This is a genomic window from Microbacterium sp. (assembly GCF_031179285.1).
Lineage (GTDB): Bacteria > Actinomycetota > Actinomycetes > Actinomycetales > Microbacteriaceae > Microbacterium.
This window is the reverse complement of sequence record NZ_JAPSHY010000013.1, coordinates 62,630-89,365: the sequence shown is the minus strand read 5'-3', so window position 1 is coordinate 89,365 and position 26,736 is coordinate 62,630. Positions and strand designations below refer to the sequence as shown.

Annotated in this window: 26 protein-coding genes, 1 tRNA gene and 1 pseudogene; 21 read left to right on the top strand and 7 right to left on the bottom strand. The window is 68.3% G+C overall.

Annotated elements, in window-relative coordinates; all coding sequences use genetic code 11:
- The 3 genes and pseudogenes from RIN18_RS10265 to RIN18_RS10255 all read right to left on the bottom strand — a co-directional run.
- Nucleotides 1–79 (bottom strand): annotated as a pseudogene (locus tag RIN18_RS10265) (inorganic pyrophosphatase); the annotation flags it as partial.
- Nucleotides 80–121: 42 nt separating this feature from the next.
- Nucleotides 122–745 carry a TMEM175 family protein gene (locus RIN18_RS10260; RefSeq protein ID WP_309103871.1) on the bottom strand — a complete coding sequence of 208 codons (624 nt, stop codon included), beginning with the start codon at nucleotides 743–745 and terminating at the stop codon, nucleotides 122–124.
- 33 nt (nucleotides 746–778) lie between these two features.
- The gene (locus tag RIN18_RS10255; protein WP_309103870.1) at nucleotides 779–1,696 is read right to left on the bottom strand and encodes a LysR family transcriptional regulator; all 918 of its coding nucleotides are present in this window, start codon (nucleotides 1,694–1,696) and stop codon (nucleotides 779–781) included.
- Nucleotides 1,697–1,797: 101 nt separating this feature from the next.
- Here RIN18_RS10255 and RIN18_RS10250 point away from each other — a divergent pair, with 101 nt between their 5' ends.
- The 13 genes from RIN18_RS10250 (at nucleotide 1,798) to RIN18_RS10190 (ending at nucleotide 13,782) form a co-directional block, all read left to right on the top strand.
- Entirely contained in the window at nucleotides 1,798–3,171 is a 1,374-nt protein-coding gene (locus RIN18_RS10250) for an MFS transporter (protein ID WP_309103869.1), read from the top strand.
- Nucleotides 3,168–3,947 (top strand): 3-hydroxybutyrate dehydrogenase, encoded by a 780-nt coding sequence (locus tag RIN18_RS10245; protein WP_309103868.1) that lies wholly within the window; start codon nucleotides 3,168–3,170, stop codon nucleotides 3,945–3,947. The genes RIN18_RS10250 and RIN18_RS10245 overlap by 4 nt, the downstream gene beginning before the upstream one ends.
- Before the next feature lie 16 nt (nucleotides 3,948–3,963).
- Nucleotides 3,964–4,953: a tRNA lysidine(34) synthetase TilS gene (gene tilS, locus RIN18_RS10240; protein ID WP_309103867.1), complete on the top strand. Its 990-nt coding sequence runs from the start codon at nucleotides 3,964–3,966 to the stop codon at nucleotides 4,951–4,953.
- Nucleotides 4,954–5,099: 146 nt separating this feature from the next.
- Complete coding sequence (gene hpt, locus RIN18_RS10235) at nucleotides 5,100–5,651, top strand: hypoxanthine phosphoribosyltransferase (protein ID WP_309103866.1); 552 nt, start codon at nucleotides 5,100–5,102, stop codon at nucleotides 5,649–5,651.
- A 105-nt stretch (nucleotides 5,652–5,756) separates the two neighbouring features.
- On the top strand, nucleotides 5,757–7,766 hold the full coding sequence (gene ftsH / locus RIN18_RS10230) for an ATP-dependent zinc metalloprotease FtsH (RefSeq protein ID WP_309103865.1): 2,010 nt from the start codon (nucleotides 5,757–5,759) through the stop codon (nucleotides 7,764–7,766).
- 2 nt (nucleotides 7,767–7,768) lie between these two features.
- Complete coding sequence (folE, locus tag RIN18_RS10225; protein WP_309103864.1) at nucleotides 7,769–8,371, top strand: GTP cyclohydrolase I; 603 nt, start codon at nucleotides 7,769–7,771, stop codon at nucleotides 8,369–8,371.
- Nucleotides 8,368–9,183: a dihydropteroate synthase gene (gene folP / locus RIN18_RS10220; protein WP_309103863.1), complete on the top strand. Its 816-nt coding sequence runs from the start codon at nucleotides 8,368–8,370 to the stop codon at nucleotides 9,181–9,183. The genes folE and folP overlap by 4 nt, the downstream gene beginning before the upstream one ends.
- 4 nt (nucleotides 9,184–9,187) lie before the next feature.
- Entirely contained in the window at nucleotides 9,188–9,589 is a 402-nt protein-coding gene (gene folB / locus RIN18_RS10215; protein ID WP_309103862.1) for a dihydroneopterin aldolase, read from the top strand.
- Entirely contained in the window at nucleotides 9,586–10,125 is a 540-nt protein-coding gene (gene folK, locus RIN18_RS10210; protein WP_309103861.1) for a 2-amino-4-hydroxy-6-hydroxymethyldihydropteridine diphosphokinase, read from the top strand. Before folB ends, folK begins: the two co-directional genes overlap by 4 nt.
- Entirely contained in the window at nucleotides 10,122–10,604 is a 483-nt protein-coding gene (locus RIN18_RS10205) for a DUF3180 domain-containing protein (RefSeq protein WP_309103860.1), read from the top strand. The genes folK and RIN18_RS10205 overlap by 4 nt, the downstream gene beginning before the upstream one ends.
- Entirely contained in the window at nucleotides 10,555–11,136 is a 582-nt protein-coding gene (locus RIN18_RS10200) for a PH domain-containing protein (protein ID WP_309103859.1), read from the top strand. Before RIN18_RS10205 ends, RIN18_RS10200 begins: the two co-directional genes overlap by 50 nt.
- Nucleotides 11,133–13,085, top strand: a complete 1,953-nt coding sequence (locus RIN18_RS10195) for a PH domain-containing protein (RefSeq protein WP_309103858.1) — start codon at nucleotides 11,133–11,135, stop codon at nucleotides 13,083–13,085. Before RIN18_RS10200 ends, RIN18_RS10195 begins: the two co-directional genes overlap by 4 nt.
- 4 nt (nucleotides 13,086–13,089) lie before the next feature.
- On the top strand, nucleotides 13,090–13,782 hold the full coding sequence (locus tag RIN18_RS10190; RefSeq protein ID WP_309103873.1) for a DUF2520 domain-containing protein: 693 nt from the start codon (nucleotides 13,090–13,092) through the stop codon (nucleotides 13,780–13,782).
- A 38-nt stretch (nucleotides 13,783–13,820) separates the two neighbouring features.
- Here RIN18_RS10190 and RIN18_RS10185 read toward each other — a convergent pair whose 3' ends face one another.
- The gene (locus RIN18_RS10185; protein ID WP_309103857.1) at nucleotides 13,821–15,665 is read right to left on the bottom strand and encodes a DUF2207 domain-containing protein; all 1,845 of its coding nucleotides are present in this window, start codon (nucleotides 15,663–15,665) and stop codon (nucleotides 13,821–13,823) included.
- Nucleotides 15,666–15,743: 78 nt separating this feature from the next.
- On the opposite strand from RIN18_RS10185, the gene lysS reads away from it, so the two are divergent.
- The gene (gene lysS / locus RIN18_RS10180) at nucleotides 15,744–17,273 is read left to right on the top strand and encodes a lysine--tRNA ligase (protein ID WP_309103856.1); all 1,530 of its coding nucleotides are present in this window, start codon (nucleotides 15,744–15,746) and stop codon (nucleotides 17,271–17,273) included.
- Nucleotides 17,274–17,288: 15 nt separating this feature from the next.
- Here lysS and RIN18_RS10175 read toward each other — a convergent pair whose 3' ends face one another.
- Nucleotides 17,289–18,398: a DUF4192 family protein gene (locus RIN18_RS10175; protein ID WP_309103855.1), complete on the bottom strand. Its 1,110-nt coding sequence runs from the start codon at nucleotides 18,396–18,398 to the stop codon at nucleotides 17,289–17,291.
- 123 nt (nucleotides 18,399–18,521) lie between these two features.
- On the opposite strand from RIN18_RS10175, the gene RIN18_RS10170 reads away from it, so the two are divergent.
- The 3 genes from RIN18_RS10170 (at nucleotide 18,522) to RIN18_RS10160 (ending at nucleotide 21,014) form a co-directional block, all read left to right on the top strand.
- Nucleotides 18,522–18,695, top strand: coding sequence for a hypothetical protein (locus RIN18_RS10170; protein WP_309103854.1), 174 nt, complete (start codon nucleotides 18,522–18,524; stop codon nucleotides 18,693–18,695).
- 91 nt (nucleotides 18,696–18,786) lie between these two features.
- On the top strand, nucleotides 18,787–20,247 hold the full coding sequence (gene cls, locus RIN18_RS10165) for a cardiolipin synthase (protein WP_309103853.1): 1,461 nt from the start codon (nucleotides 18,787–18,789) through the stop codon (nucleotides 20,245–20,247).
- A gap of 44 nt (nucleotides 20,248–20,291) precedes the next feature.
- Nucleotides 20,292–21,014, top strand: a complete 723-nt coding sequence (locus RIN18_RS10160; RefSeq protein WP_309103852.1) for a hypothetical protein — start codon at nucleotides 20,292–20,294, stop codon at nucleotides 21,012–21,014.
- A gap of 6 nt (nucleotides 21,015–21,020) precedes the next feature.
- On the opposite strand, the gene RIN18_RS10155 is transcribed toward RIN18_RS10160, so the two are convergent.
- Nucleotides 21,021–22,019, bottom strand: coding sequence for a diacylglycerol kinase family protein (locus RIN18_RS10155; RefSeq protein ID WP_309103851.1), 999 nt, complete (start codon nucleotides 22,017–22,019; stop codon nucleotides 21,021–21,023).
- Nucleotides 22,020–22,076: 57 nt separating this feature from the next.
- Here RIN18_RS10155 and serS point away from each other — a divergent pair, with 57 nt between their 5' ends.
- The 4 genes from serS (at nucleotide 22,077) to RIN18_RS10135 (ending at nucleotide 25,627) form a co-directional block, all read left to right on the top strand.
- Nucleotides 22,077–23,360: a serine--tRNA ligase gene (serS, locus tag RIN18_RS10150; protein WP_309103850.1), complete on the top strand. Its 1,284-nt coding sequence runs from the start codon at nucleotides 22,077–22,079 to the stop codon at nucleotides 23,358–23,360.
- Nucleotides 23,357–24,211 (top strand): HAD family hydrolase, encoded by an 855-nt coding sequence (locus RIN18_RS10145; protein WP_309103849.1) that lies wholly within the window; start codon nucleotides 23,357–23,359, stop codon nucleotides 24,209–24,211. Before serS ends, RIN18_RS10145 begins: the two co-directional genes overlap by 4 nt.
- A 31-nt stretch (nucleotides 24,212–24,242) precedes the next feature.
- Nucleotides 24,243–24,327 (top strand) — tRNA-Ser (locus RIN18_RS10140).
- Nucleotides 24,328–24,376: 49 nt separating this feature from the next.
- Complete coding sequence (locus tag RIN18_RS10135; protein WP_309103848.1) at nucleotides 24,377–25,627, top strand: LCP family protein; 1,251 nt, start codon at nucleotides 24,377–24,379, stop codon at nucleotides 25,625–25,627.
- A gap of 44 nt (nucleotides 25,628–25,671) precedes the next feature.
- Here RIN18_RS10135 and RIN18_RS10130 read toward each other — a convergent pair whose 3' ends face one another.
- Nucleotides 25,672–26,679, bottom strand: coding sequence for a LacI family DNA-binding transcriptional regulator (locus RIN18_RS10130; protein WP_309103847.1), 1,008 nt, complete (start codon nucleotides 26,677–26,679; stop codon nucleotides 25,672–25,674).
- Nucleotides 26,680–26,736 lie beyond the last annotated feature (57 nt).

Below are 26,736 nucleotides of genomic sequence, written 5' to 3'. Positions count from 1 at the left end.
CTCGCCCGGTCTCGTGGTCGACCTCGTACTTCACGCGGCTGCCGCGCGGGATCTCGATGACGGCGTCGTGTGCGCCCATGCGTGTACTCCTCAGACAGAAGGGTGGATGCCGCCGACCAGCCTACCTCTGCAGATGCTTCAGAATCCGCGCCACCGGCCCGGTGAGTGCGACCAGCAGCAGCGCGAAGTAGCCGAGCGGATGTACCCACGCGGCGATCGGCAGAGCGATCACGAACAGGATGGTGGACGCGACATCGCCGATCGCACCGTCTCGGAGCATTCCTTCCGGGTAGCCGTGGAGTGCCGGATGCCGCATCAGGTAGACCTTTCCGAGGAGCGTGGCAATCTGTGTCATCGTGAGCGTGCCGATGTAGACGACCGCCTGCAGCGGATCGTTATCCATCTGTCCGAGCATCGCCGTGGGCACCGGCAGCCAGACGATCGTCACCATCCACAGCACGTTGATCCAGAGCAGAGCCGACGTCGATGCCTCGACGCGCGAGTAGACGCGGTGATGCTCCATCCAGAACGTGGCGATGAGCACGAAGCTGAGTCCGAAGCTCATCAGCTGCCCGGCGTGCTCACCGAGGAACTGGGCCGTGCCGATGCCCTCGGTCGCCGCCTCCGACACGGACTCCAGCAGCGGCAGGATCAGGAGGGTCATCGCGATCGCGACGACGGCGTCGACGAACGCCTTGAATCGCTCAGCCCGAAGGGGCGGCGCTGGGGCTCTCTCGTCGCTCACGCGCTCAGGGTATGACGGCGGTCGGCCGCCGCGCTACCTGCCCGACAGCTCGTCCTCGACGGCCGCCGTGCGGCGTCGCAGTGCCTCGGCCACCAGGGCGACGGCGGGCTGTCGCAGCGAATCGGGCCGCAGCACCATCCAATACGGCAGGCGCTCGGCGAATTCCTCCGGCAGCAGCCGCACGAGGTCGGGGTGCCTGTCGGCCAGGTAGCACGGCAGGAAGCCGATCCCGGCGCCGGCACGCGTCGCCTCGACGTGAACGAAGACGTTGGTGGAACTGAGGGAATCCGGCATCCCGGGAACCAGTCGCCGCGGGGCATCCAGGTCGTCGACCTGCAGCATCGAGTCGATGAAGTACACCAGCGGATGCGCGCTCAACTGCTCCACGCTCACCGGCGTACCGAACTCCTCGAGGTAGTCGCGCGACGCATACATCCCCAGCGTGTAGCTGCCGAGCCGGATCGCCTCGGCCCGATGCACCTGCGGCTCTCCGACCACCACCTCGAGATCTAGCCCTGACCGGTGCTGGAGTGCGCGCCGAGTGACGTTGACGATCTCCACACTGAGCCGCGGATGCTTGCGCCGCAACTCGGCCACCGCCGGCGCGATGATGAACGCGCTGAAACCGTCGGTGGCGGAAAGACGCACGACGCCGGTCACCTGGTCGGCGTCCTCGTCGTCCTGGAGGATCGTGCCGACCGCTGCTTCCACGTCTTCGGCGGCGCGCACCGCCCGGCGACCGAGGTCCGTCAGCTCCCAACCGCCGGGGGTACGCGCGAGGGTCCGGCCGCCGATGTCGTGCTCCAGCGCGGCGATCCGACGGGAGACGGTTGTGTGGTTCAGGCCCAGGCTCTCGGCTGCCGTAGTGAAGCGACCGCTGCGAGCCACGGCAAGCAGGATCAGCAGGTCGTCGGGGTTCGCCGATCCGGTATTGCGGGAGTGGGGATTCATCTGCAACTTTGCACTCGATCTCTGCTCGAATGGTCATTGTTGCACACCCGGCGTCACGCCCATACTGGCTGAGTCTTCCCCCCGAACACGAAGGAGTGCTCATGAGTGCCAGCGACCCGATGATCGCCGAACGGACCGAGAAGTCCGGATTGAAGAAGATCGTGGCAGCCTCGATGGTCGGCACGGTCGTGGAGTGGTACGAGTTCTTCCTCTACGCCACCGCCGCCTCGCTCGTCTTCGGCGCATTCTTCTTCCCGAACGCCAACACCGAACTCGACGGCATCATCGCGGCATTCCTCACCTACGCGGTCGGATTCGTCGCGCGCCCGCTCGGCGGCATCGTGTTCGGCCAGATCGGAGACAAGCTCGGTCGCAAGCACACACTTCAAGTCACGATCATCCTCGTCGGCGTCGCCACCTTCCTGATGGGGTGCCTTCCCGGCTTCACCTCGATCGGCTACTGGGCACCCGCGCTGCTGGTGATCCTGCGCTTCATCCAGGGCTTCGCCGTGGGTGGCGAATGGGGCGGGGCCGTGCTGCTGGTGGCCGAGCACAGCCCGAACAAATCCCGCGCATTCTGGTCCAGCTGGCCCCAGGCCGCCGTTCCGGTGGGCAACCTGCTCGCGACGCTGGTGATGCTGGGCATGTCGTGGCTGCTGCCGTCGGATCAGTTCCTGAACTGGGGCTGGCGCGTCGCCTTCTGGGCATCTGCGATCGTCGTGATCGTCGGCTACTACATCCGCACCCACGTCAGCGAGGCGCCGATCTTCCTCGAGGCCCGTGCACAGGTCGAAGCCGACAAGGCCGCCAGCTACGGTGTGCTCGAAGTCGTGAAGAAGTACCCCAAAGGCATCTTCGGTGCGATGGGTCTGCGCTTCGCCGAGAACATCCTGTACTACATCATCGTGTCGTTCACGATCGTCTACCTGAAGACGGTGCACGAGTACGACACCAGTCAGCTGCTGCTGGCTCTGCTCGTCGCCCACGTCATCCACTTCCTCGTGATCCCACAGGTCGGGCGCCTCTCGGACACCTTCGGGCGCAAGCCGGTGTATCTGGCAGGCGCGGTACTCGGGGCCAGCTGGGCGTTCTTCGCCTTCCCGATGTTCGACACGAAGAACCCCATCGTCATCATCGCCGCCGTCACGATCGGACTCTGCTTCCACGCCCTCATGTATGCGGGCCAGCCGGCGATCATGGCCGAGATGTTCCCGACCCGCATGCGCTACTCCGGGGTCTCTCTGGGTTACCAGGTCACCTCGATCGTGGCCGGTTCCCTGGCGCCGATCATCGCGACGGCACTGCTGCAGGACTTCGACTCCTGGCTGCCGGTGGCCATCTACGTGGCAGCCGCCTGTGCCGTCACCGCCGTCGCCGTGATCACGCTGAAGGAGACCCGCGGCGTCTCGCTGCACGACATCGACGACGCCGATGCCCGCAAGTACGGCCTCAACACGGCGCGGGTTCGCAGTTGAGCCCCGCCACGCAGACGCAGACGCTGACCGGCAGGCGCGCGCTGGTGACCGGCGGCGCGAGCGGGATCGGGGCGGCCGCCGCTCGCGCGCTGGCCGCCCGCGGCGCCCACGTGATCGTCGCCGACAAGGATCGCGACGGTTCTGAGGCGATGGCGGCGTCGTTCGGCGGGTCGAGCTGGGGCATCGACCTGCTCGACTCGGCCGCCCTCACCGATGACCGGCTGGCAGACGCGCTCGGTGAGATCGACATCCTCGTGAACAACGCCGGCATTCAGCACATCAGCCCGATCCAGGACTTCGACCCGCAGGACTTCCGCCGGATCATGACCCTCATGGTCGAGGTGCCGTTCCTGCTGATCAGAGCGGCGGTGCCCGGGATGTACGCGAGAGGGTTCGGCCGGGTCATCAACATCTCGTCGGTGCACGGGCTGCGCGCGTCGCCGTTCAAGTCCGCCTACGTCGCGGCCAAGCACGGGCTCGAGGGGCTGTCGAAGGTCACGGCGCTCGAAGGAGGCGAGTACGGAGTCACCAGCAATTGCATCAACCCCGGCTATGTCAGAACGCCGCTGGTCGAGAAGCAGCTGGCCGACCAGGCGCGCGTGCACGGTATTCCCGAAGCCGAGGTGCTCGCCAAGGTCATGCTGACCGAGAGTGCCATCAAGCGGCTGGTCGAACCGGAAGAAGTCGCGTCGCTCGTGGCCTGGCTGGCCGGCGACGAGGCGGCCATGGTGACGGGTGCGAGCTACACGATCGACGGCGGCTGGTCGGCGCGCTAGCGGATAGCGTGGTGCTGTGCCTTCCCTGCCACCGGCCATCGCCGAGATCCGCCTCGCGGTGCGCACCGCCCTCGCCGCCCTGCCGGACGGCGCCACCGTGCTCGTCGCTCTCTCCGGCGGCGCCGACTCGCTCGCGCTCGCCGGGGCGACCGCGTTCGAGGCTCCGAGACTCGGCCTGCGCGTCGCAACGGTGACCGTCGATCACGGGATGCAGGAGGGGTCGGATGCCGTCGCCGCCGACGCTGCTCGCGCTGCCGCAGCCCTCGGACTCGAGCCGGGGATCGTGCGGGTCGAGGTGGACGGCGACGGAGGCCCTGAAGCGGCAGCGCGCGAAGCGCGCTACCGGGCACTGCGGGATGCGGCATCCGATGCACGCGCTGCCGCGGTGCTGCTCGGACACACCCTGGACGATCAGGCCGAGACCGTGCTGCTGGGGCTCGCTCGCGGGTCGGGAGCAGCGAGCCTGCAGGGCATGGCGCCCGAGCGCACCGACGAGGACGGACTGCTGTGGCTGCGCCCGCTGCTCGGGGTCCGGCGGAAGACGACACGGGCGTTCTGCACGGCATCCGACTTGGGGTACTGGGACGACCCGCACAACGAGCAGGAGCGGTTCGCTCGGGTGAGGGTCCGTGAGAAGGTGCTGCCGGTGCTGGAGTCGGAACTCGGGCCCGGGATCGCCGAGGCTCTGGCGCGCACGGCCGAGCAGCTGCGCGAGGATGCGACGGCGTTCGACGAGATGATCCACGAGACCATCGAAGACATCGTCGAGCACGCCGAGGCGGGCATCTCCGTCAGCGTCGCCGCGCTCGCCGCCAACCCCGCCGCCCTGCGCAATCGCGTCATCCGCCTGGTCGTCGACAGCGAGTTCGGGGTCAGTCTCACCCGCACGCAGACGATCGAAGTCGCCCGACTCGTCACCGATTGGACGGGTCAGGGGCCCATCGATCTGCCCGGGTGCTCCGCGGCGCGCAGCGGCGGCCGCATCATCTTCACCGCGCACGGCTGACCCCGCGACGTCCCGGCCACGGCGCTCGGTGTCCTTGCTGACGCCGAGCAATCCAGGAGTGCGGATGCCGCGCCGAGAGCAGCCCCCGGCACCACCGATCGCACGGCTGCGCCGAAGCAACCGATCCGGTCGCCTAAAATCGATCCATGCGCGCCGCGGAGATCCAGGACGACCTTGCTCAGATCCTCGTCACAGAGGAGGAGATCCTCGCGAAGCTCGATGAGCTGGCCGCCCGGGTCGCCGAGGACTACAAAGACAAGGACCTCATCCTCGTGGGAGTGCTCAAGGGCGCGGTGATGGTGATGGCCGACTTCGCCCGGGCGCTGCCCTTCCACGCTCCGATGGACTGGATGGCGGTGTCGAGCTACGGCGCCAGCACGAAATCCAGCGGAGTCGTCCAGATCCGGAAGGACCTCGACACCGACCTGAACGGCAAGCACCTGCTGATCGTCGAGGACATCATCGACTCCGGCCTCACTCTCAGCTGGCTGCTGGAGAACTTCCAGTCCCGCGGAGCGGAGTCGATCGAAGTGCTCGCGCTCCTGCGCAAGCCGGAGGCTGCGAAGGTCGTCATCGACTGCAAGTACGTCGGATTCGACATCCCCACCGACTTCGTCGTCGGCTATGGACTGGACTACAACGAGCGGTATCGCAACCTTCGCGACGTCGCCGTCCTCGCCCCGCACGTCTACAGCTGACATCCGTGCGCACCGAGGGGCGCGCAGGCGCAGCCGCGCCGGTGACGTACGCCGTGGGCGAATCACAGCGGACGGCAAAGTACGGCGCGATACGCTGATCGGATCATGGATGTGAAGAAGATCACCCGGAATCCACTGATCTACGTGGCGCTGATCGGAGTGCTGCTGTTCGGCGGCTTCCTGCTGATCTCGAACCTCGGGGCGCCCAAGCAGATCACCACCCAGGAGGGCTTGAAGCTGCTCTCCGGCGAGTCCGTCACCAAGGTGGTCAACACCGACGGGGACCAGCGCGTCGACATGACGCTGTCGAAGCCGTTCGAAGGCGCCGAGACCGTGCAGTTCTATTACGTCTTCGCGCGAGCCGATGAAGTGGTGAAGGCCATCGACGACGCCTCCCTGGAGGACGGCTTCAACGACGCCGTCCCGCGCGCGACCTGGTTCGACGGGTTCCTCTCGCTGCTGCTCCCGCTGGTGCTGCTGGGACTGCTGTTCTGGTGGCTGCTGTCGTCGATGCAGGGTGGCGGCAGCAAGGTGATGCAGTTCGGCAAGTCGAAGGCGAAGCTGGTGAGCAAGGAGTCGCCGACGGTCACGTTCGCCGACGTCGCCGGGGCCGACGAGGCGATCGAGGAGCTCCATGAGATCAAGGAGTTCCTCCAGGACCCCGCGAAGTTCCAGGCGATCGGCGCCCGCATCCCGAAGGGCGTGCTGCTGTACGGCCCTCCCGGCACCGGTAAGACCCTTCTCGCCCGTGCCGTCGCCGGCGAAGCCGGGGCACCGTTCTACTCCATCTCGGGGTCCGACTTCGTCGAGATGTTCGTCGGCGTCGGCGCATCGCGCGTCCGCGACCTGTTCAACCAGGCCAAGGAGAACTCGCCGGCCATCATCTTCATCGACGAGATCGATGCCGTCGGACGCCATCGCGGTGCCGGCATGGGCGGCGGCAACGACGAGCGCGAGCAGACGCTCAACCAGATGCTCGTCGAGATGGACGGCTTCGACCCGAACGCGAACGTCATCGTGATCGCGGCGACCAACCGCCCCGACATCCTCGACCCGGCTCTTCTGCGACCGGGCCGTTTCGACCGGCAGATCGGCGTGGATGCCCCGGACCTCAAGGGCCGCCAGAAGATCCTCGAGGTGCACAGCCGCGGCAAGCCGCTGTCGAAGGGCGTCGACCTCGAGATCGTCGCGCGCAAGACGCCGGGGTTCACCGGCGCCGACCTCGCGAACGTGCTCAACGAGGCGGCGCTGCTGACTGCCCGATCGAACGCCCAGCTGATCGACAACCGGGCGCTCGACGAGGCCATCGACCGTGTGATCGCCGGTCCTCAGCGCCGAACGCGAGTGATGAAGGACAAGGAGAAGCTCATCACGGCGTATCACGAAGGCGGACACGCGCTCGCGGCGGCGGCGATGAACTACACCGACCCCGTCACCAAGATCACGATCCTGCCCCGAGGCAAGGCGCTCGGCTACACGATGGTGCTTCCCCTCGACGACAAGTACTCCGTGACGCGCAACGAGCTGCAGGATCAGCTCACCTACGCCATGGGCGGGCGCGTCGCCGAGGAGATCGTCTTCCACGACCCGACCACCGGAGCGTCGAACGACATCGAGAAGGCGACGTCGATCGCTCGCAAGATGGTCATCGAATACGGCATGACCACGCGGGTCGGGCCGGTCAAGCTCGGCTCGGAGGGCGGCGACGTGTTCGTCGCTCGCGACATGGGCCGCGGCCGCGAATACTCGGAGAAGGTCGCCGAACGCGTCGACGCCGAGGTGCGCGCACTCATCGAGCAGGCGCACAACGAGGCGTACTCGGTCATCAGCACGAACCGCGACATCCTCGACCGCCTGGCGCTCGCGCTGCTCGAGCAGGAGACGCTCGACCACCACCAGATCGCCGAGATCTTCACCGAGGTGAAGAAGCTGCCCGAGCGTCCGCTCTGGCTCTCGAGCGAGGACCGGCCGGTCTCGCAGCAGCCGCCGATCGATGTGCCGAAGAAGGATGTCTCGCTGGTGGCTTCGGTCGAGGCGCCTGCCGACGCGGCTGAGGCGCGCGCCAAGAGCGGGCCCGCGAACGCGACGGGTCACAGCCGACCAGCGACGGCCTGATCGTGGCGGTCGACAGGGCGCGTGTCGAACGGCTCACGCGCGAACTGCTCGAGGCGATCGGGGAGGACCCGCAGCGTCCGGGGCTGAAGCAGACTCCCGCGCGGATGGCGGACCTCTACGCGGAATACTTCGCCGGCGTCGGCGCGGATGCCGCTGCCCCCCTCGCTCACACGATCAGCGTCGCCCGCGGACCCGCTCCCGACACCCTGCCCTCCGGTGCGGTGCTGCTGCGCGACATCCGCTTCCGCTCCGTCTGCGAGCATCATCTGCTGCCGTTCACCGGGCGCGCCCATCTCGCCTATCTCCCCGGCGAGCAGGTCGTCGGCCTCGGCGCGCTCGTCCGTGTCGTCGAGACGCTCGCCGCGCGTCCGCAGGTGCAGGAGCGTCTCGGTGAGCAGATCGCCGACGCGATCGCCGAAAATCTCGACACCCGCGGTGTGCTCGTGGTCCTCGACGCCAGCCACGGATGCGTGACGATGCGCGGTGGCAGCCAGCCCGAGGCATCCACCCTCACCATCGCCGCCCGCGGCGCGTACACCGAGCCGGTCGCGAGGGCCGAGCTGATCACGCTGATCGGCGCGCACGCGGGGCGGGTCGCGGAATGATCGGCATCTGGGGGATCGTCAATGTCACCCCGGACTCCTTCAGCGACGGAGGTCGCTACCTCGACGTCGAGCGCGCCGTCGCCCACGGACTGCTGCTGCGCGAACAGGGGGCAGCCGTCCTCGACGTCGGCGGTGAGTCGACGAGGCCGGGAGCAGAGCGCGTCGATGCCGAGACCGAGCAGCGGCGGGTCATCCCGATCATCGAGCAGCTCACCGCGGCCGGCGCGCCGGTGAGCATCGACACCGTCAACGCGGCCACCGCCACCGCTGCCGTGAAAGCGGGCGCCCGAATCGTCAACGACGTGTCGGGGGGCCTTGCCGACCCCGAGATGCGCGCGGCCGTGGCCGAGTCCGGGGCCGACTATGCGATCGGGCACTGGCGCGGGCCCTCGGCCGACATGTACGCGCATGCCGAGTACCGGCGAGCCGCGCGCGAGGTCGCGGGGGAGTTGCACGCGCGGATCGGTGAGGCGGCCGCCGCTGGCATCGCCCCGTCGCGTCTCATCGTGGATCCCGGCATCGGCTTCGCGAAGGCGGGAACGCAGAACTGGGATGTGCTGCGCGGCCTCGACGAGATCGTCGCGCTGGGACCCCGCGTGCTCATCGGCACCTCGCGCAAGCGCTTCCTGGCAGAAACACTCGGCGCGTCTCGAGGATCCGAGAGCCTCGACGAGGTGTCGGAGGCGCGCCGTGACCTCGCGACCGCCGTCACCAGCGCACTCGCCGTCCGTGCGGGTGTGTGGGCCGTACGGGTGCACGACGTCGCCACCACGCGCGATGCACTCGCCGTCGCGCACGCCTGGGAAGGATGACGTCATGTTCCCGCTCGACGAGATCGCCCTCACCGGACTCACCGTCTTCGGTCGCCACGGCGTGTACGCGCACGAGCGCGAGGAGGGCCAGGAGTTCACGGTCGACGTGCGGTTGATGATGCCGCTGCATCGGGCCGCGGCGTCCGACGACGTCGCCGACACCGTGCACTACGGCGAGCTGGCGGAGAAGGTGGCAGCGGTCGTGGCGGGCCCTCCCGTCGACCTGATCGAGACCCTCGCGGAACGCATCGCCGACGTCGCGCTGGAAGACTCCCGCGTGCGGTTCGCCACGGTCACGGTGCACAAGCCCCATGCGCCCATTGCGCTCACCTTCGCCGACGTCGCCGTCACCGTGCACCGAGGCCGCGAGCACACCAGTGCATCCACAGAGGAGGGCACGGCATGAGCCGCAATCTGACGATCCCACCGCAGGTCGCAGCTCCCGGCGCCGGCCGTGCAGAAGCACAGGCGGTGATCGCGTTCGGTGCCAATCTCGGCGACCGCGAGGCGACGATACGCGAGGCGGCCGTACGGATCGAGCGCCTGCCGCTGGTGAGCGACATGCGGCTGTCCGCGCTGGCCGACACCGTCGCCGTCCGCCTGGATGGACCGGACGCGGACGCACCCCGATACCTGAACGCGGTGGCATTGCTCACGACGCGCCTGGCACCGGAGATCCTGCTCGGCATGCTGCACGCCATCGAGGATGAGTACGGCAGAGAGCGCGACGTGCGCTGGGGGGATCGCACTCTCGATCTCGACCTCGTCGCCTACGGCGACGTCAGATCCGACCTGCCCCGACTGCAGCTGCCGCATCCGCGGGCCGCCGAGCGGCTGTTCGTGCTCGAACCGTGGCTCAGCCTCGACCCCGATGCCGAGCTCGTCGACCATGGCAGGGTCGCGGATCTCGTCGCGGCCCTGCGGGCGCAGGATGCCGAATGAAGCGCACATCGCCGGGCGTCCTCGCCGTGCTCGCACTCTTCGCCGCGGGCGCGGGCTTCCTTCTCGATCACCTGCTGACCGCGACCGGCCGCAGCACGTTCACGCCGTCGCTGCTGCTGCCGGTACTGCTGCTTCTCATCGCGGCGGCCTCGGTCGGCGTTGCCGTGCCGGTGCGCCGCAGCGTCCGCGGACAGGGACGCATCGATCCGTTCCGAGCGCTGCGGGCGGCGACGCTCGCGCGCGCCTCGAGCCTGCTCGGCGCAATCATGGCGGGGTTCGCGGTGGGGCTACTGGTGTTCCTGCTGTCGCGCCCCATCGATCCCCCGGTAGGGTCGACTGTGGCGATGCTGGCCCTGATGGGCAGCGCGATCGTGCTCGTCGCCGCGGCGCTCGTCGCCGAACAGTTCTGCACCCTGCCGAAGGATCCTGATGACTCAGAGCCCGATGACACCGCCACTGGAGCCTACGGAGGGTCCTGATCGCACCGCGCTCGATCAGGGCACCTACACGCAGCTGCGCACCGCGCGCAACGACGCTCGGCTGGAGCTTGACGGCGTGTGGCACCAGATCTCGCCGCGATACGTCGTGTCGCAGATCGTGCAGAATGTGATCTTCCTCGTGATCCTGGCCGTCGCAGCGCTCGTGCTCGTGCTCGTGCTGCATCAGGACTGGGTCTGGATCCCCGCCGGCGTCATCCTGCTGTTCACGCTGCTGACCCTCATCATCCTGCCGCGGCAGGCCAAAGCGATCGGCTACATGCTCCGCGAGGACGACATCGTCTTCCGCAAGGGCATCCTGTGGCAGCGCATGATCGCGGTGCCGTATGGACGGATGCAACTCGTCGACATCACCCAGGGGCCGCTCGACCGCGCCTTCGGCGTGAGTCAGCTGAAGATGGTCACCGCGGCAGCCACGACCGGGGTGCAGATTCCGGGCCTGACCCAGGCCGCGGCCGAGGCCCTGCGCGATACGCTCATCCAGGTGGCCGAGACGCGCCGGACCGGCCTGTGAGCGAGCCGCAGTTCCCGCAGGCGCCCTCACCGGCGGCTCCGCAGCGGACAGACGCTCCCTCGTCGGGCGGTGCATCGACGGGCCCGTCGTCGCTCGCCGACGGTGAGTGGCACCGGATGCATCCGCTCACGCCGCTGTTCAAGGGCGGCCTGGCCCTGATCATCGTCGCCGGTATCGTCATCGCGAACATGCGCGACCGAGTGATCGCGTGGGTCGTGAACCTCTTCGCACCCGAAGAAGCCCACTACGGCGAGAGTTCGGGGGGCGACCCCATCGACTTCGTCCTCGAGAACAACCTGATCCTCATCGCGTTGCTGGCGGTCCTGGGCCTGGTGCTCGTGCTCGTCGCGGCGTTCTGGTTCGTGTGGCGTTTCCAGCAGTTCCGCATCACGGGCGAGCATGTCGAGGTGCGGAAGGGAATCGTCTTCCGCTCGCACCGCCGTGCACCACTGGATCGGGTGCAGGGAGTCAACCTCACCCGTCCCTTCCCGGCACGGCTGATCGGGCTGGCCAAGCTCGAGGTCGTCGGCGCCGGCACCGACGCGAACGTGCCGCTGGAATACCTCGCCACGGGCAAGGCGGAGTCGGTTCGCACCGACATCCTTCGTCTCGCCTCCGGCGCACGAGCAGCACGCAACGCCGCCGTGAATGCCGCTGCAGGGCAGGGTGCCGGCGGCTCGACGCCGCCGTCATCCATGCGGGCGCAGCTCGTCGGCTCGATGAACGCCGGCGTCACCGACCTCATCGAAGGCGTCGACCTCGCCGATGTCGCACCCGAGAGCGTCGTAAAAATCCCCACCGGCCGGCTGATCGGCTCGCAGCTGATCGCGGGGCTCCTGTGGCTGGTGTTCTTCGGCGTGATCTTCGGCGTCGTCATGGTCAGTGCGGGTATCGCATCGCTCGCCGACGGGGGCGCGGAGACCGGGATCATCCTGCTCGGCGTCGGCCTCGGCGGGGGGATCCCACTGCTGCTCGCCGCGGTCGGAATCACCTGGGCTCAGATCTCCAAGTCGCTGCGGTACTCCATCGCGCCGACGCCCGACGGGGTCCGGATCACCTACGGTCTGCTCACGACGGTCACGGAGACGCTGCCGCCCGGACGCATCTTCGCCGTCGAAGTCTCGCAGTCGCTGCTGTGGCGTCCGTTCGGGTGGTGGACGATCAAGATCAACCGGATGAGCGGCAAGAGCGTCACGCAGCAGCAGTCCGGCAACGCTCAGCAGTTCAACGTCGTACTCCCGGTCGGCAAGCGAGCGGACGTCGAGCGTGTGCTCGCGCTCATGCTGCCGGATGCTCCGATCGCCGATATCCCGCTGGTCTGGGAGCACGGCATCCTGGGGCCGGTCGACGGCGACCCCTACCGCAGCATGCCCGCGCGGGCGTGGTGGCGTCGCCCGTTGTCGTGGAAGCGTCACGGCTATGTGCTGACCGAGTTCGGTCTGGTCCTGCGCCGGGGAAACGTCTGGCGAAAGCTCGCGGTGTTCCCGCTGGCCCGCCTGCAGGGACTGTCGCTCTCGCAGGGGCCGATCGATCGTGCGCAGCGCGTGTCGGGCGCGCAGGTGCACACGGTGCCCGGCCCCATTCACGGATACCTGTCGGGGCTCGAGCGTGCCGATGCGCTGGCGCTGCTGGACGGCGTGAGCCGCGCCGCAGCCGCCGCGGCCTCTCGCGATCACACGCACCGTTGGGGCGAATACGCCCCCAACGCTCCGGATCTGCCGACGATGGAGAACGCGGCGGCAGAACCGCAGCTCGCACCCTCGGCGTATGCATCCGTTCCACCGCCGCCTCCGGCGTACGCGTTCCCGGCGGTGCCGTCTCCGCCCGCAGCCACGCCGCCGGCACCGGCCACGCCCCAGACGTCGCCTCCGACGTCCCCTCCGCCTCCGGCTCAGGCGTCTCCGCCTCCGCCTCCGCCTCAGGCGTCTCGATCGCAGCCGGGCGAGTGACGTGATCAACCGCGACGGACGCCTCGGCGTCGGGATCATCGGCGCGGGCAGGGTGGGACCCGTGATCGGCGCGGCGCTCGCCGGAGCCGGACACGCGATCACCGGTGTCACGTCGGGCTCGGATGACGATCGTGCCTCGGCCGTCCTTCCGGGCGTCCCCGTGCTCGACGCGCTGGAGGTCGTGCGCCGCAGCGAACTCGTCGTCATCGCGGTGCCGCGCGACCAGCTTGCTCCCCTCGTGGCCGGCATCGCCGAGATCGGCGGGTGGCAGATCGGTCAGCTCGTGCTGCACACCGACCCCGCTTTCGGCATCGAGGTGCTGCGCCCGGCCGCAGAGCGGGGCGCGATCCCGCTCGCGGTGCACCCCGCGATCACCTTCACCGGCACGTCGATCGACCTGCGTCAGCTGCAGGCCGGGTTCGCGGCGGTCACGGCGCCGGCCGCGGTGCTGCCCATCGCTCAGGCCCTCGCTGTCGAGATGGGCTGCGAGCCCGTGGTCGTCGCCGAGGCCGATCGCCAGGCATATGCCGATGCGATCCAGACCGCGACAGAGTTCTCCCGCTCGATCATCAGCCAGTCGACGAGCCGGTTGCGCGAGATCGGGGTGGAGAATCCGGGCAGCTACCTGTCCGCCCTGGTGCAATCCACCGTCGAGCGGGCGCTGCGGGAAGCATCCGATCCACCGTCGCTCATCTGAGCCCACATCACCGCAGACGGAAAGCGGATGCCGTCCTCTCAGCGTCCGCCTGAGGATCCGCCTCCTCCGCCGCCGCCCGAGAACCCGCCGCCGAACGATCCGCCCGCGCTGGACGAGGATGAATCCGAGTAGGTCGTCGCGGACTGGGAGGACGTCGAGAATGTGGCCAGCGGTGTCCTGACAGCAGGCGAATTCGGATCCCCGATCCAGTCGGGACCGCGGTGCTCGCGCGCGTAGATCTGCTCGAGCACCTCGCCCCATTCCTTTTCCTGCCCGAACAGCATCGCGAAGGGGAGGAGCAGTTCGTACACGTGGATGACGTCCGCGCCGCCGTCGTTCCGGCGCTCCGCACCGGTGTACGACTGCAGCATGCGCAGGCGATCGGCCTCGGCCACCCTGATGAACTCCCGCACGCCGAGAAGGTGCTCATGAGCCAGGGCGCCTGCGGGAGTGAGCACGGTGTGCGTCGAGAACGAGTAGACGCTCGACATGACGATCAACAGCGCGACCACCGAGATCGCGACGAGGGCCGGGATTCCCGACTGCCGCCCCGACAGCACCCCCGACAGGCTGAGGCCGATGCCCACGACCGCGACCGCGATCGCGCAGCACTGCACGAAGATCGCGGATCGACTCCGCGTCGTGGTCGTGAGTCCGCGCTCTTCCGCGGCCTTCTTCCCGCTCTCCACCAGGTTGCTCATCCGCTTCGCGAAGGCTTCGCTTCGGGCAGGGATGTCCACCACACCGCCCGCATTCGCCTTGGCGAACAGCGCGCCGAAGGCCTTGACGTCGAGAGGATCGGAGACCCGCACCCCGGGCAGTCGCCGCAGCCGGGGACGCTGGGCACCGTCGCCCTCTTCGATGCGCAGCGCTCCTCGGACGGCGAGATGCACGATCTCGGCAGATATCACGTCCTTGGATCGGGGCATGATCGCGCCGGCGAGCAGCGGTGGCATCGAGTCCGGCACCTCGTACTGCGCGACGACGATGCCCGTGGCGGTGCGGCGCCTGCGCTTGAAGGCGGCCAGAGCGAGCCATGCCCCGGCGGATAGGACGACGGCTCCCGCGGCGGCGATCGCCGGGACGGTGTCGGTCACCGGGTCGGGCAGGCGTACCGGGGGCTGCGCGGCGGTTCCCGGCTCGAAGCCGATGGCGACGGTGACCCCGTCACCGGCAGGCCGCTCACCGGATTCGACGGCGAACACCGCACTGCCGCCCTGCGCGCTGGGACCCGCGATCGCACATTCCTTCGTGGACCCTTCCGGGCCGGTGTAGCAGCGCGCCGATCCGGTCAAGCGATCGCTCATGGCCTCGTCGAAGACGATCTCGGCGTGGAATGAATCGATCGGCTGCTCGCTGTCGAGTGGGAGCAGATCCCAATAGAACTCGTCGGCCTGAGCGTCATCGCGGTGCAGGATGACGTCGCTCATCTCGTATTCGATGACGTACGTCGCGGCCCCTCGCACATAGTCGTCGTCTCCGGTGAGGACGAGGAGCAGGTCGTCCTCCTCCTCGACCTCGAAGGGCACCGCAGCGCCCCGCTCATCGGTGACCGAGACCACGCGAGTCTCGAGGGGCGCGTTCTGATAGTTCAGGGGGAGTCCGCGGACGATCCCACGGTTCTGGTCCGTGTCGGGGAAGCGTGCCACGAGGGTCTCGGTGACCTGCATGCGGGCCCGCCCCTCGTCGTCGAGGCCGACCACGTAACGGGCGTCCCACGAGTCATATGAGAAATCGTCGACATCGGACGGCACGTGCGCGGATGCCGCGGCCTTCACGGCGTCGGTCGCGACCGGGCTCTCTGCCGCTGCCGCCGTCGGCACGAACAGCATCGCCGCGAGGGCCACCGCGGCGAAAGAGACAAGGGTGCGTCTGGAGACCATCCTCCGAGGCTACCGAGGGACGCCGGGCGGGCGGCTGACGCCCCGGTAAACTGAGACCGACTTTCCAAGGAGCCCCGAATGACTGACGCGTCTGCCGCGCCTGCTGAGACCACCGCCGACACGCTCGGAGACGATGTCTTCGAGCAGAAGGCGGTGCGCCTCGCGAAGCGCGAGCGCCTCATCGCGGAGCGGGCGGATGCCGGGGGAGGGGCGTTCCCGGTCGCGGTACCGGTGACACACACGATCCCGGCGCTGCGCGCGGAGTTCGGCGAGCTCGAACCCGACACCACCACGGGCCTCATCGTCGGCGTCGCCGGACGCGTCGTCTTCAGCCGCAACACCGGCAAGCTCTGCTTCGCGACGCTTCAGGCCGGAGACGGCTCGCGCATCCAGGCGATGATCTCGCTGGCGGCTGTGGGGGAGGAGTTGCTCGCCGACTGGAAGGCACTCGTCGACCTCGGCGATCATGTGTTCGTGCATGGCGAGGTCATCTCGAGCCGCCGCGGCGAACTGTCGATCATGGCCGACGACTGGAAGATCGCCTCGAAGGCGATCCTTCCGCTGCCGAACGCGTACTCCGAGCTCAGCGAAGAGGGGCGAGTGCGCAGTCGCTACCTCGACCTCATCGTGCGTGAGCAGGCACGCACCACAGTGCGCGCCCGCGCCGCCGTCAACGCCAGCCTGCGTGCCACGTTCGCCGGTCACGACTACCTCGAGGTGGAGACTCCGATGCTGCAGGTGCAGCACGGCGGAGCATCCGCTCGCCCGTTCGTCACGCACTCGAACGCCTTCGACACCGAGCTCTACCTGCGCATCGCCCCGGAGCTGTATCTCAAGCGCGCCGTCGTCGGGGGTATCGAGCGCGTCTTCGAGATCAACCGCAACTTCCGCAACGAGGGCGCCGACTCCACCCACAGTCCCGAGTTCGCGATGCTCGAGGCGTATCAGGCGTACGGCGATTACAACCAGATGGCGGGACTCACTCAGGAGCTCGTGCAGCAGGCCGCGATCGCCGTAGCCGGCTCCACCACCGTGACCTGGGCCGACGGCACCGAGTACGACCTGGGCGGCGAATGGGACCGCATCTCGATGTACGAGTCGTTGTCGGCGGCATCCGGCCGCACGGTCACTCCGCAGGACTCGGTCGAGGACCTCACGGCGTTCGCCGAGGCGAGCGGTGTCGATCTGCCGCCCCAGGCGACGCACGGCAAGCTCGTCGAAGAGCTCTGGGAGCACTTCGTGAAGGGCGACCTCGTCCGCCCGACGTTTGTGATGGACTTCCCGGTCGACACCTCGCCCCTCGTGCGTGAGCACCGTTCGATCGGCGGAGTCGTGGAGAAGTGGGACCTGTACGTCCGCGGCTTCGAGCTGGCGACCGGGTACTCCGAGCTGATCGACCCGGTCATCCAGCGTGAGCGGTTCGTCGAGCAGGCGAAGCTCGCAGCGCGCGGCGACGTCGAGGCGATGCCGGTCGATGAGGAGTTCCTCCGCGCGCTCGAGCACGGCATGCCGCCTTCTGGTGGGATGGGGATGGGCATCGACCGGCTGTTGATGGCGATCACCGGTCTCGGCATCCGCGAGACGATCCTGTTCCCGCTGGTCAAGTGAGCCGCCCGGCCGCCGTCACCCGCGCCGGAACGCCCACTCCGGCAGGATCGCGGCGCTGATCATCGACCCCAGGAGGGCGGCGAGACCGTACTCCGGGTCGATCTCGCGCACCGATTCGAGGTAGTGCCCGGCGTGACTGGAGCGACCGAGAGCCCACGACAGCCAGGCTGCGGCGGTGAGCGGGCCCGGCCGTGAAGCTCGAGGCGCGCGTGCGGCCGCACCGCGCACGACGCCGAGCGCGAGGCGCAGCCGGTCGGGATCCGGTTTCGGTCCCCGGCCGAGGAAGATCGATCCGAGGTCGTCCGGAACGGTCGTGCCCTGACGCGAGTACGCCAGTTGCGCGTCGAGGATCCGGATGCCGTGGCCGGCGTCGGTCGCCCACTGCGCGAGCGCCACGTCGCGGAAGACAGGTCGGTCCAGGCACCACAGCAGTGCCGCGGTCGCGAACGGCGGCAGGTTCGCAGGCTCGTCGAGCAGCATCTCGAAGAACGCCGGGATGTCGTCGAGGAGGACGGCGGCGGCAAGAGCCTGCGGGTTCTCACCGCCGGTGAGCGGTCCCGTCGCGTCGTGGTCGAGGACCACGGCGAGATCGCGCAGTGCTGTCGCCACCCGTTCCTTCTCCGCGAGATCGACCGGGGGAAGCTCTGTGCCGGCGAGCTGATCTCCGGCGACGTCACCGACACCGGGAACAGCCGGCGATGCCGGAATGCCGCTCAGCGGCGCGAGCGCCGGCTCGTCATCGAGGTAGCTCGCCCATCCGATGGGCGTCACGCAGAGGGCGTCGACGATGCGCAGGCCGGTGTCGTCGGCGCAGTCGAGCAGCTCGTCGACGGCGACGCCCGCCGGCAGCACGAGCCCGTCGCGGGTCGGCTGGGGATGCTCTTCGGTGTAGACGACGACGGCGACGGCATCCGTCGCGGTCACGCGCGAGACGAGGGCGATGGCCGTCTCGACGTACTCGTCGAGATCGGTGGCGTCGGAGGGGAGATCGAGACGCATGGCGCCATAGGCCCGCTTGCCCTGGAACGGGAGCAGGACGATGCTCTGACGCGGCGTGAAGCCGGCGAGGGCGGGGACGAGGCCGAGGAACTCGGCGGAATCTGCGGCACGGAGAACTGTGGTCATCAGGCGAGTGTCGCGGAACGGCCGACGGCATCGAGGGGAAAGCCGCCGATGTGCATCGAATTCCTCTGTTGCGCGACTGTGCAGGGAGAGTCGCATCCGGTGCGAGCCGCGTACCATGGAGGCATGGAGAACTTCTGGCTCGCAGCGGCATGGTCCATCCTGCCGACGATCGGTGTGAGTGCGGTGTTCTTCATGGTGATCCGCGGCATCCTGCGCTTCGACCGCACCGAGCGCAAGGTGCACGCGCGGATCGAGGCCGAGGAGCGTGCTGCGCGCGGCCTGCCGCCCCGCCCCTGAACGCACCCATCCGCTACTGTGAAGCAGAGCGCCGGGAAGGCGCGGTGCTGGGGCGACAGTCGTCGCGGCGGGGTGAGGTCGAGAGGGCGCGATGGTTCCGGAGGCGTGGCCGTGGTGGCTCCTCGCCTTCCTGCTGGTCCTCGACATAGCCATCCGCACCACCGCGATCATCGTCATCCCGCGCAACCGGCGTCCGACCTCGGCGATGGCCTGGCTGCTGGCGATCTTCTTCATCCCCTACGTCGGGGTGTTCCTGTTCCTGCTGATCGGAAACCCGCGACTGCCGCGCGCCCGTCGCCGCAAGCAGGATCAGATCAATCAGTACATCGCCGAGACCAGCGAGAACCTCCATTTCGGCACGTTGCGACCTGACGCGCCCGAGTGGTTCGACGCCCTGGTGCAGATGAACCAGAAGATGGGCGCGATGCCGCTGTCGGGCGACAACGGCGCCCACCTCATCTCGGACTATCAGGAGTCGCTCGATGCGATGGCCTACGCCATCCGCGGTGCCCGCACCTACGTGCATGTCGAGTTCTACATCCTGCAATCGGATGCCGCCACCGACAACTTCTTCCGCGCCCTCGAAGAGGTCGCGGCGAAGGGCGTCGAGGTGCGCGTGCTCCTGGATCACTGGGCGAACCGGTGGAAGCCGCGCTACCGCAAGACCATCGCCCGCCTCAACGCGATGGGCGCCGACTGGCATCTGATGCTTCCGGTGCAGCCGTTCAAGGGCCACATGCAGCGCCCCGATCTGCGCAATCACCGCAAGCTCCTGGTCATCGACGGCCGCGTCGCATTCCTCGGTTCGCAGAACGTGACCGACTCGACCTACAACCTGCCCAGGAACATCAAGCGGGGACTGCACTGGGTCGACCTGATGGTGCGCGTCGACGGACCGGTGGTCGCGAGCGTCAACGCGGTGTTCCTGGCGGACTGGTACAGCGAAACCGGACAGATCCTCGCCGATCTCGACATCACGACGGTCGAGCAGGGCACCGGTGACCTGGATTGCCAGATCGTGCCGTCCGGGCCCGGGTTCCGCGTCGAGAACAACCTGCGTCTGTTCCTCGGGCTGCTCTACGCCGCCAAGCACCGGATCATGATCGTGAGCCCCTACTTCGTCCCCGACGAGGCGTTGCTGCTCGCAGTCTCGACCGCGTGCGATCGCGGCGTCACCGTCGAGCTCTTCGTCTCCGAAGAGGGCGATCAGGCGGTCGTCTACCACGCGCAACGCAGCTACTATGAGGCGCTGCTGCGCGCGGGCGTGCGCATCTGGATGTACCGGCAGCCCTACATCCTGCACACCAAGAGCCTCACCGTCGATGATGAGATCGCCGTGATCGGTTCCAGCAACATGGACATGCGCTCATTCGGCCTCAACCTCGAGGTGTCGATGCTGGTGCGCGGCGAGGAGTTCGTCGCCGAGATGCGAGCGGTGGAGGACGGCTACCGCGCGCTCAGCCGTGAACTGACGCTGGAGGAATGGATGCAGCAGCCCCTTCGCTCCACGGTTCTCGACAACCTCGCCCGGCTCACGTCCGCGTTGCAGTAGCGCCTGCCGTATCGACAGCGCACCGGCGCCGGTACCCTGAGGGCATGGCATCCTCATCACGCGTGCTCGGGGCGGTGTCCGCGCTGGCGGTCACCGCCCTCCTGATGGTCGGCTGCACGTCGTCGCCCGGTGCGGAGGCACCGACGAGCAGCGATTCGCCGGCGCCGTCCGGTGCGAGCGACGACACGAACGAGATCGATGCGACCCTGCTCGACGACGGCCGAATGTTCGCCGTCGTCACCTGGGGCTCATCGACCTGCGTGCCGGATGTCGACGCGGTGGAGGCGGAGGGGCAGAACGTCGGCGTCACCCTTGTCGACGGTGATGCCGACCAAGCCTGCACCGCCGACATGGCGCCCCGCGCCAGCATCGGCGCATTTCCTGAGGGAGTCGATCCGACACAGCCGATCACGCTCGATGTCACGTATGGCGACGTCGCCGACGATGTCGACCTCGACGGTCAGCCGGGTCTCTCCGGCACGCCGGGCAGTCCGACCGAGTTCCAGCCGTCCGCCGGATGGATCTCCGACGGCGCTCTGGTGCTGCTCACCTGGGGCTCGTCGACCTGTCCGCCGGTCGTCGAGTCCGTCGAGGGGACGGGCGGCAGTGGCACGGTGACGTTCACCACCGAGAACGGCATGTGCACGATGGACATGGCTCCGCGCGCGACGATCCTGAGCTTCGGAGAGGGTGTGGACGAGGAGGGCTTCACCCTCACGCTCGAGGGCGGCAACCTCGACGGCACCGTGAACATGATCGGCGACTGAGGACGCTCAGAGGGCGTCGACGGGATGGTCTGTCGGCAGCGCCAGCAGAAGGGCGCCCGGGTCGATCCGGCAGCGGATCCGCACGGCCTCACCGAACTCGTCCCCGTCCAATTCGATCGGCGTCGGCGAGGATGCGGCGGCCTCGGCGGTCGTTCCGCGAAGGTAGTGCACTGAAGCGTTCCGTCCGCGGCGCTCGAGTACGCGGCGCCCGGCGCGAAAACGCCGGAGCACCGAGTTGTCCCACCAGATCTTGCGCCAGACACCGAGCCAGCCGAGCAGGCCCGTCGGCTGGATGACGGCGACGTCCATGATGCCGTCGGCGATCGACGCGTCGGGGATCAGTGCGATACCGGCGGGGAGCGTGCCGCAATTGGCGAAGAGGATGCTGTGCACCTTGGTCGAGTGCAGACGGCGATCCTCGATCTGATAGACCGAGCGGAACGGCTTCGCGCCGGCGAGGGAGCGCGCCGCCCCGTCGACGTACGCGATCCAGCCCACCGACCTCTTCAGGTCGGAGCGGGTGTTCGCGATCATGTCGGCGTCGAGGCCGATTCCGGCGAGCACCACGAAGGCATGCTCTGTGGCCTCACCGTCGGCGCGCGTGAGAGTCGCCCATCCGATGTCGATCGCGTGGGTGAAGCCGCCGAAAGCTGCGCTGATCATGTCGCTGGGGTCGCCGAGCGGCAGACCGAGGTTGCGAGCGAGAAGGTTGCCGGTGCCGCTGGGGAGGATCGCGAGCGGAACGCCGGTTCCGGCCATAGCCTCCGCCACCGCCCGCACGGTTCCGTCGCCGCCCGCGACCATCACCGCATCGACGCCGCGTGAGAGAGCCTGCGCGGTCGCGAGCTGTCCGGCATCCTCCAGGGTGGTCGGATAGAAGGCCGGATGCACCCAGCCGGCCATCTTCGACAGGTCGCGCACCGTGGCGCGAAGACGGGTCTCATCGACCTTGATCGGGTTGTAGACGAGGGCCGCCTGTCGCTGGGATGCGGCACGCGTCGTCATGGCGCTACTCTAATCGCGCCATCGGGGCCGTCGTCGCGCGCGCCATAGACTTGACGCATGATCGACCTCGCACTCCTTCGCGACCATCCGGAGATCGTCCGCCGCTCGCAGGCCGCTCGCGGCAACGACCAGGCATCCGTCGACGCCGCGATCGAGACCGACCGATCGCGAAGGGCGGCGCTCGCCGCATTCGAGGAGCTCCGCGCGGAACAGAACGCCTTCGGCAAGCAGGTCGCGAAGGCTCCGAAAGAGGAGAAGGCCGCGCTCGTGGCGCAGGCCAAGGATCTCGCAGATCGCGTCAAGCAGGCTCAGCACGCAGCGCACGAGGCGTCGGATGCGGCATCCGAGGCCCTCGCCCGCATCGAGAACGTGGTCATCGACGGCGTCCCGGCCGGCGGGGAGAAGGACTTCGTCGAACTGCGCCGGGTCGGCGACGTGCCTGCATTCGGATTCGAGCCGCGCGATCATCTCGCGATCGGCGAGATCCTCGGCGCGATCGACATGGAGCGAGGAGCGAAAGTCTCCGGTGCTCGCTTCTACTTCCTGCGGGGGATCGGGGCTCGGCTCGAGATCGCGTTGATGAACATGGCCCTCGACAAGGCCTTGCACAACGGGTTCGTCCCGATGATCACGCCGACGCTGGTGCGCCCGGAGATCATGCAGGGGACGGGCTTTCTCGGCGAGCACGCCGATGAGGTGTATCACCTCGACAAGGACGACGATCTCTACCTCGTCGGAACGAGCGAGGTCGCCCTCGCGGGTTACCACAAGGACGAGATCCTCGACCTCACCGACGGACCGCTGCGCTACGCGGGCTGGTCGACGTGTTACCGCCGTGAAGCCGGCTCCCACGGCAAGGACACCCGCGGCATCATCCGCGTGCATCAGTTCAACAAGCTCGAGATGTTCGTCTACACCGAGGCCGGCGACGCCGAAGCCGAGCACCTGCGGCTGGTCGCCCTGCAGGAGGAGATGCTGACCTCCCTCGGACTGGCGTACCGGGTGATCGATGTCGCGGCGGGGGATCTCGGCTCGAGCGCCGCGCGCAAGTACGACATCGAGGCGTGGGTCCCGACGCAGGGAGCCTTCCGCGAGCTGACGTCCACCTCGAACTGCACCACCTACCAGGCGCGCCGACTCGACATCCGCCACCGACCCGCGTCCGACGACGGGCAGCCGGCGAAGACCCAGCACGTCGCGACGCTGAACGGCACCCTCGCCACCACGCGCTGGATCGTCGCGCTGCTCGAGACGCATCAGCAGGAGGACGGTTCCGTGCGCGTCCCGGAGGCCCTGCAGCCGTACCTCGGCGGTCTCACCGTGCTGGAGCCGGCCGCATGACCCGTCGCTGGCTCATCGGACTGGACGTCGACGGAACGATCCTCCTGCAGGACGAGACGATGAGCCCCGGCGTCCCCGAGGCCGTCGCCCGACTGCGTGATGCCGGCCACGAGGTCACCATCGCCACCGGCCGCAGCTGGATGGCCACCCGGCACTACGTCGAAACGCTCGGTCTCACGCCGCAGTATGTCGTCTGCTCCAACGGAGCCGTCACCATGCGCCGCGTCGGAGACGAGTGGGAACGCTGGAACGTCGAAACCTTCGACCCCTTTCCGGTGCTCGGGCTGCTGCGCGATCGGCTTCCCGAGGCGCGATACATGGTCGAGCTCGGCTCAGGGCAGCGGCTCTTCACGGAGCAGCTCGATGACTGGACGCTCGACGGCGGGCGTCAGGTCACGTTCGAGGAGCTGTCGGACGAGCCCGTCTCGCGCATCGTCGTCGTCTCCCCGGGTCACGACGAGGAGGACTTCCACCGGCTCGTCGCCGATGCCGGGCTCAACGAGGTGTCGTACGCGATCGGCTGGACGGCGTGGCTCGACATCGCACCGATGGGCGTCGACAAGGGCACGGCGCTGGAGCGGGTGCGCACCGAACTGGGCTTCGACGGAGAGCGGGTGCTCGTCGCGGGCGATGGCCGCAACGACATCGGCATGTTCGGTTGGGCACTCTCGCTCGGCGGACGCGCGGTGGCGATGGGTCAGGCGCCGGATGTGGTCAAGGATGCTGCCGGCGAGCTCACCGCGGATGTCGTCGACGGCGGTCTCGCGCGCGCCCTGGACACGGTTCCGCTGCCGGGAGAGCCGCATCCAGCGCCCGCCCAGGTCACCACGAGAGAATGGGAACTCGGCTAGACTCGCGCCTGGTCGACAGAATCGTCTGTCGGGAGGGTTGTCCGAGCGGCCGATGGAGCTGGTCTTGAAAACCAGTGGGCAGAGATGTCTCGTGGGTTCGAATCCCACACCCTCCGCAGCAGTGAGCCGGGTGTTCTGACACTCCGGTACGACGAAAGGCCTTGAGTGAGCGAGAACACCCGACGCCGTCGCACGATCGCGCGACACGGTCAGCTGCGCACGCCCGGTCCGGCAAGCCAGCTGCTCAAGCTCGTCGGCATCGCGCTGGCCGTCGTGCTGGTCAGCGGCGCCAGCGTCGCGGCGTACGTGTTCTACGACTTCTCGAGCACTGTCACCGCGAACGCCGTCGAGATCGACGGCCAGAAGGACCTGCCGCCGGACATCGGGGCCTACGAGGGCGGCTTCAACCTCCTCCTCACCGGCGTCGACACGTGCGAAGAGGCGTACAAGCAGTACTTCGGCGCGCGTTGCACCGGCAAGGACGCCGGCGGCACCCTCAACGACGTGAACCTCCTGGTCCACGTTTCCGAGGAGCCGCGCCGGATCACGGCCGTCAGCTTCCCCCGTGATCTCATGATCCCCATCCCGGAATGCGAGGATGCCGAAGGCAATGTGCATTCGGCGATGAGCAAGCAGCCGCTCAACTCGGCCTACACCGACGGCGGACTCAACTGCGTCGTGAAGACGATCTCCGCCCTCACCGGGCAGGAGATCCAGTTCGCGGCATCCGTCACGTTCGGTGGTGTGATCGAGATCACGAACGCGATCGGCGGCGTCGATGTGTGTCTCGCGAACCCGATCAAGGACAAGCACACCGGCCTCGACATGGCGGCCGGTACGCACACGATCTCGGGGCTGCAGGCGCTGCAGTTCCTGCGCACCCGTCACGGCGTCGGCGACGGCAGCGACCTCGGGCGGATCGGCAATCAGCAGCAGTACATGTCGAGCCTCGCCCGCACGCTCATCAGCGGCGAGACGCTGGGGAGCGTGCCGACCATGCTCAAGCTCGCCAACACCGGCATCAAGAACCTCGAGCCGAGCGAGTCGCTCGCCGATCCGATGAAGATCGTGCAGATCGCCCTCGCGGTCAAGGACGTCGCGTTCGAAGACATCGTCTTCCTGCAGTACCCGACCCTCGGCGACTCGTCCGATCCGAACAAGGTCGTCCCGGACCGGCAGGCCGCCACCGCGATGTGGGACGCGATCAACGCGAACGCCCAGCTGCAGGTGACCCACCAGAACACCGACAACGACGGCGTCGTCGTCACCGACCCGGTGCCAGAGACCCCGGTCGAGGCGACTCCGACGGCCCCGGCGGAGACGCCCGCGCCGGAGCAGACGGTGGTCGCCCTGCCGGACACGATCCGAGGCAACTCCGCGGCGCAGCAGACCTGCTCGAACGGCAACGTGCGCTGACTGCACCTTCGCCGCCTCAGCTGCGTCGGCGTGCGGGGGCGGTCTCAGCCGGTCGTCGAGCGGCGGATGACGAGCTCCGGCGGGAAGACCGTCTGACGAGGGATGCTGGCCGGATCATCGGCTTCTTCGAGCACGATGCGAAGGGCGGTGCGCCCGATCATGCGGCTGGGCTGGCGGATCGATGACAGCGGGACGGCGGCGGCCGCGGCAAACGGGATGTCATCGAAGCCGATGAGCGCGATCTCCTCCGGTACCAGGAGCCGCCCGCCCGCCACGAGTGACTGGAGAAGTCCGAGCGCGAGCAGATCGTTCGAGGCGAACAGCGCGTCGGGCCATTCCCGCCGAGGCCGGGTCAGGATGCGGGCTCCCGCCGCCACGCCCTCATCGACGGTCATCGCCGTGGTCGCGATGACCTCGAGGTCGACGTGCACGCCGGCGTTCTCGGCCGCCGCCCTGGCGCCGGCGAGGCGGTCATTCACCTGGCGGATCCCGAAGGGGCCTCCGACGAATGCGATCCGACGTCGGCCGGCATCGATCAGATGCTCGACGGCGAGGCGCCCGCCGGCGACGCTGTCGACCGAGACCGAGGAGAAGTTGCCGTCGCCGCTGAAGCGATCGACCAGGACGGTCGCGATCCCGCTCGAGCGGAACCGGCGCAGTTGTGTCACGACATCGCCATACGGGGCGATGAGAAGACCGCGCACCTGCTGTTCCCGGAAGAGGTCGAGGTACACCTTCTCCCGCGAGGGATCCTCATCGGTGTTGCCGTAGAGGATCGCGATGCCATGGCTTGTCGCCTCGTCTTCCGCTCCGCGAACGACATCGGTGTAGAAGGGGTTCTGTCCGTCCAGCACGACGAACCCGACAGTGGTGCTCACACCGGCACGCAGCTTCCGTGCCGCGTCGTTGCGCACGTATCCGAGCTCTTCGATGGCCTGGCTGACCCGGTGCACCGAGTCGGCTGACACCTCGTCCGGGCGATTGAGGACATTCGAGACGGTGCCGACGGAGACACCGGCGCGCTGTGCCACGTCGCGGATGCTCACCGGCACGCGGTCTCCTCTCATCGTCGGTCGGATCACGATTCGGTCACTGCGGGGTTGACCTCC

Bases quoted from the DNA above. Each gene is read 5' to 3' on its own strand.
- RIN18_RS10250 (WP_309103869.1), top strand. From the start codon at position 1,798: ATGAGTGCCAGCGACCCGATGATCGCCGAACGGACCGAGAAGTCCGGA.
- serS (WP_309103850.1), top strand. From the start codon at position 22,077: ATGATCGACCTCGCACTCCTTCGCGACCATCCGGAGATCGTCCGCCGC.
- RIN18_RS10155 (WP_309103851.1), bottom strand. From the start codon at position 22,019: ATGACGACGCGTGCCGCATCCCAGCGACAGGCGGCCCTCGTCTACAAC.
- folP (WP_309103863.1), top strand. From the start codon at position 8,368: ATGATCGGCATCTGGGGGATCGTCAATGTCACCCCGGACTCCTTCAGC.
- RIN18_RS10175 (WP_309103855.1), bottom strand. From the start codon at position 18,398: ATGACCACAGTTCTCCGTGCCGCAGATTCCGCCGAGTTCCTCGGCCTC.
- ftsH (WP_309103865.1), top strand. From the start codon at position 5,757: ATGGATGTGAAGAAGATCACCCGGAATCCACTGATCTACGTGGCGCTG.
- RIN18_RS10200 (WP_309103859.1), top strand. From the start codon at position 10,555: ATGACTCAGAGCCCGATGACACCGCCACTGGAGCCTACGGAGGGTCCT.
- RIN18_RS10145 (WP_309103849.1), top strand. From the start codon at position 23,357: ATGACCCGTCGCTGGCTCATCGGACTGGACGTCGACGGAACGATCCTC.
- folK (WP_309103861.1), top strand. From the start codon at position 9,586: ATGAGCCGCAATCTGACGATCCCACCGCAGGTCGCAGCTCCCGGCGCC.
- cls (WP_309103853.1), top strand. From the start codon at position 18,787: ATGGTTCCGGAGGCGTGGCCGTGGTGGCTCCTCGCCTTCCTGCTGGTC.
- RIN18_RS10160 (WP_309103852.1), top strand. From the start codon at position 20,292: ATGGCATCCTCATCACGCGTGCTCGGGGCGGTGTCCGCGCTGGCGGTC.
- RIN18_RS10185 (WP_309103857.1), bottom strand. From the start codon at position 15,665: ATGGTCTCCAGACGCACCCTTGTCTCTTTCGCCGCGGTGGCCCTCGCG.
- RIN18_RS10205 (WP_309103860.1), top strand. From the start codon at position 10,122: ATGAAGCGCACATCGCCGGGCGTCCTCGCCGTGCTCGCACTCTTCGCC.
- lysS (WP_309103856.1), top strand. From the start codon at position 15,744: ATGACTGACGCGTCTGCCGCGCCTGCTGAGACCACCGCCGACACGCTC.
- RIN18_RS10170 (WP_309103854.1), top strand. From the start codon at position 18,522: ATGGAGAACTTCTGGCTCGCAGCGGCATGGTCCATCCTGCCGACGATC.
- folB (WP_309103862.1), top strand. From the start codon at position 9,188: ATGTTCCCGCTCGACGAGATCGCCCTCACCGGACTCACCGTCTTCGGT.
- hpt (WP_309103866.1), top strand. From the start codon at position 5,100: ATGCGCGCCGCGGAGATCCAGGACGACCTTGCTCAGATCCTCGTCACA.
- RIN18_RS10255 (WP_309103870.1), bottom strand. From the start codon at position 1,696: ATGAATCCCCACTCCCGCAATACCGGATCGGCGAACCCCGACGACCTG.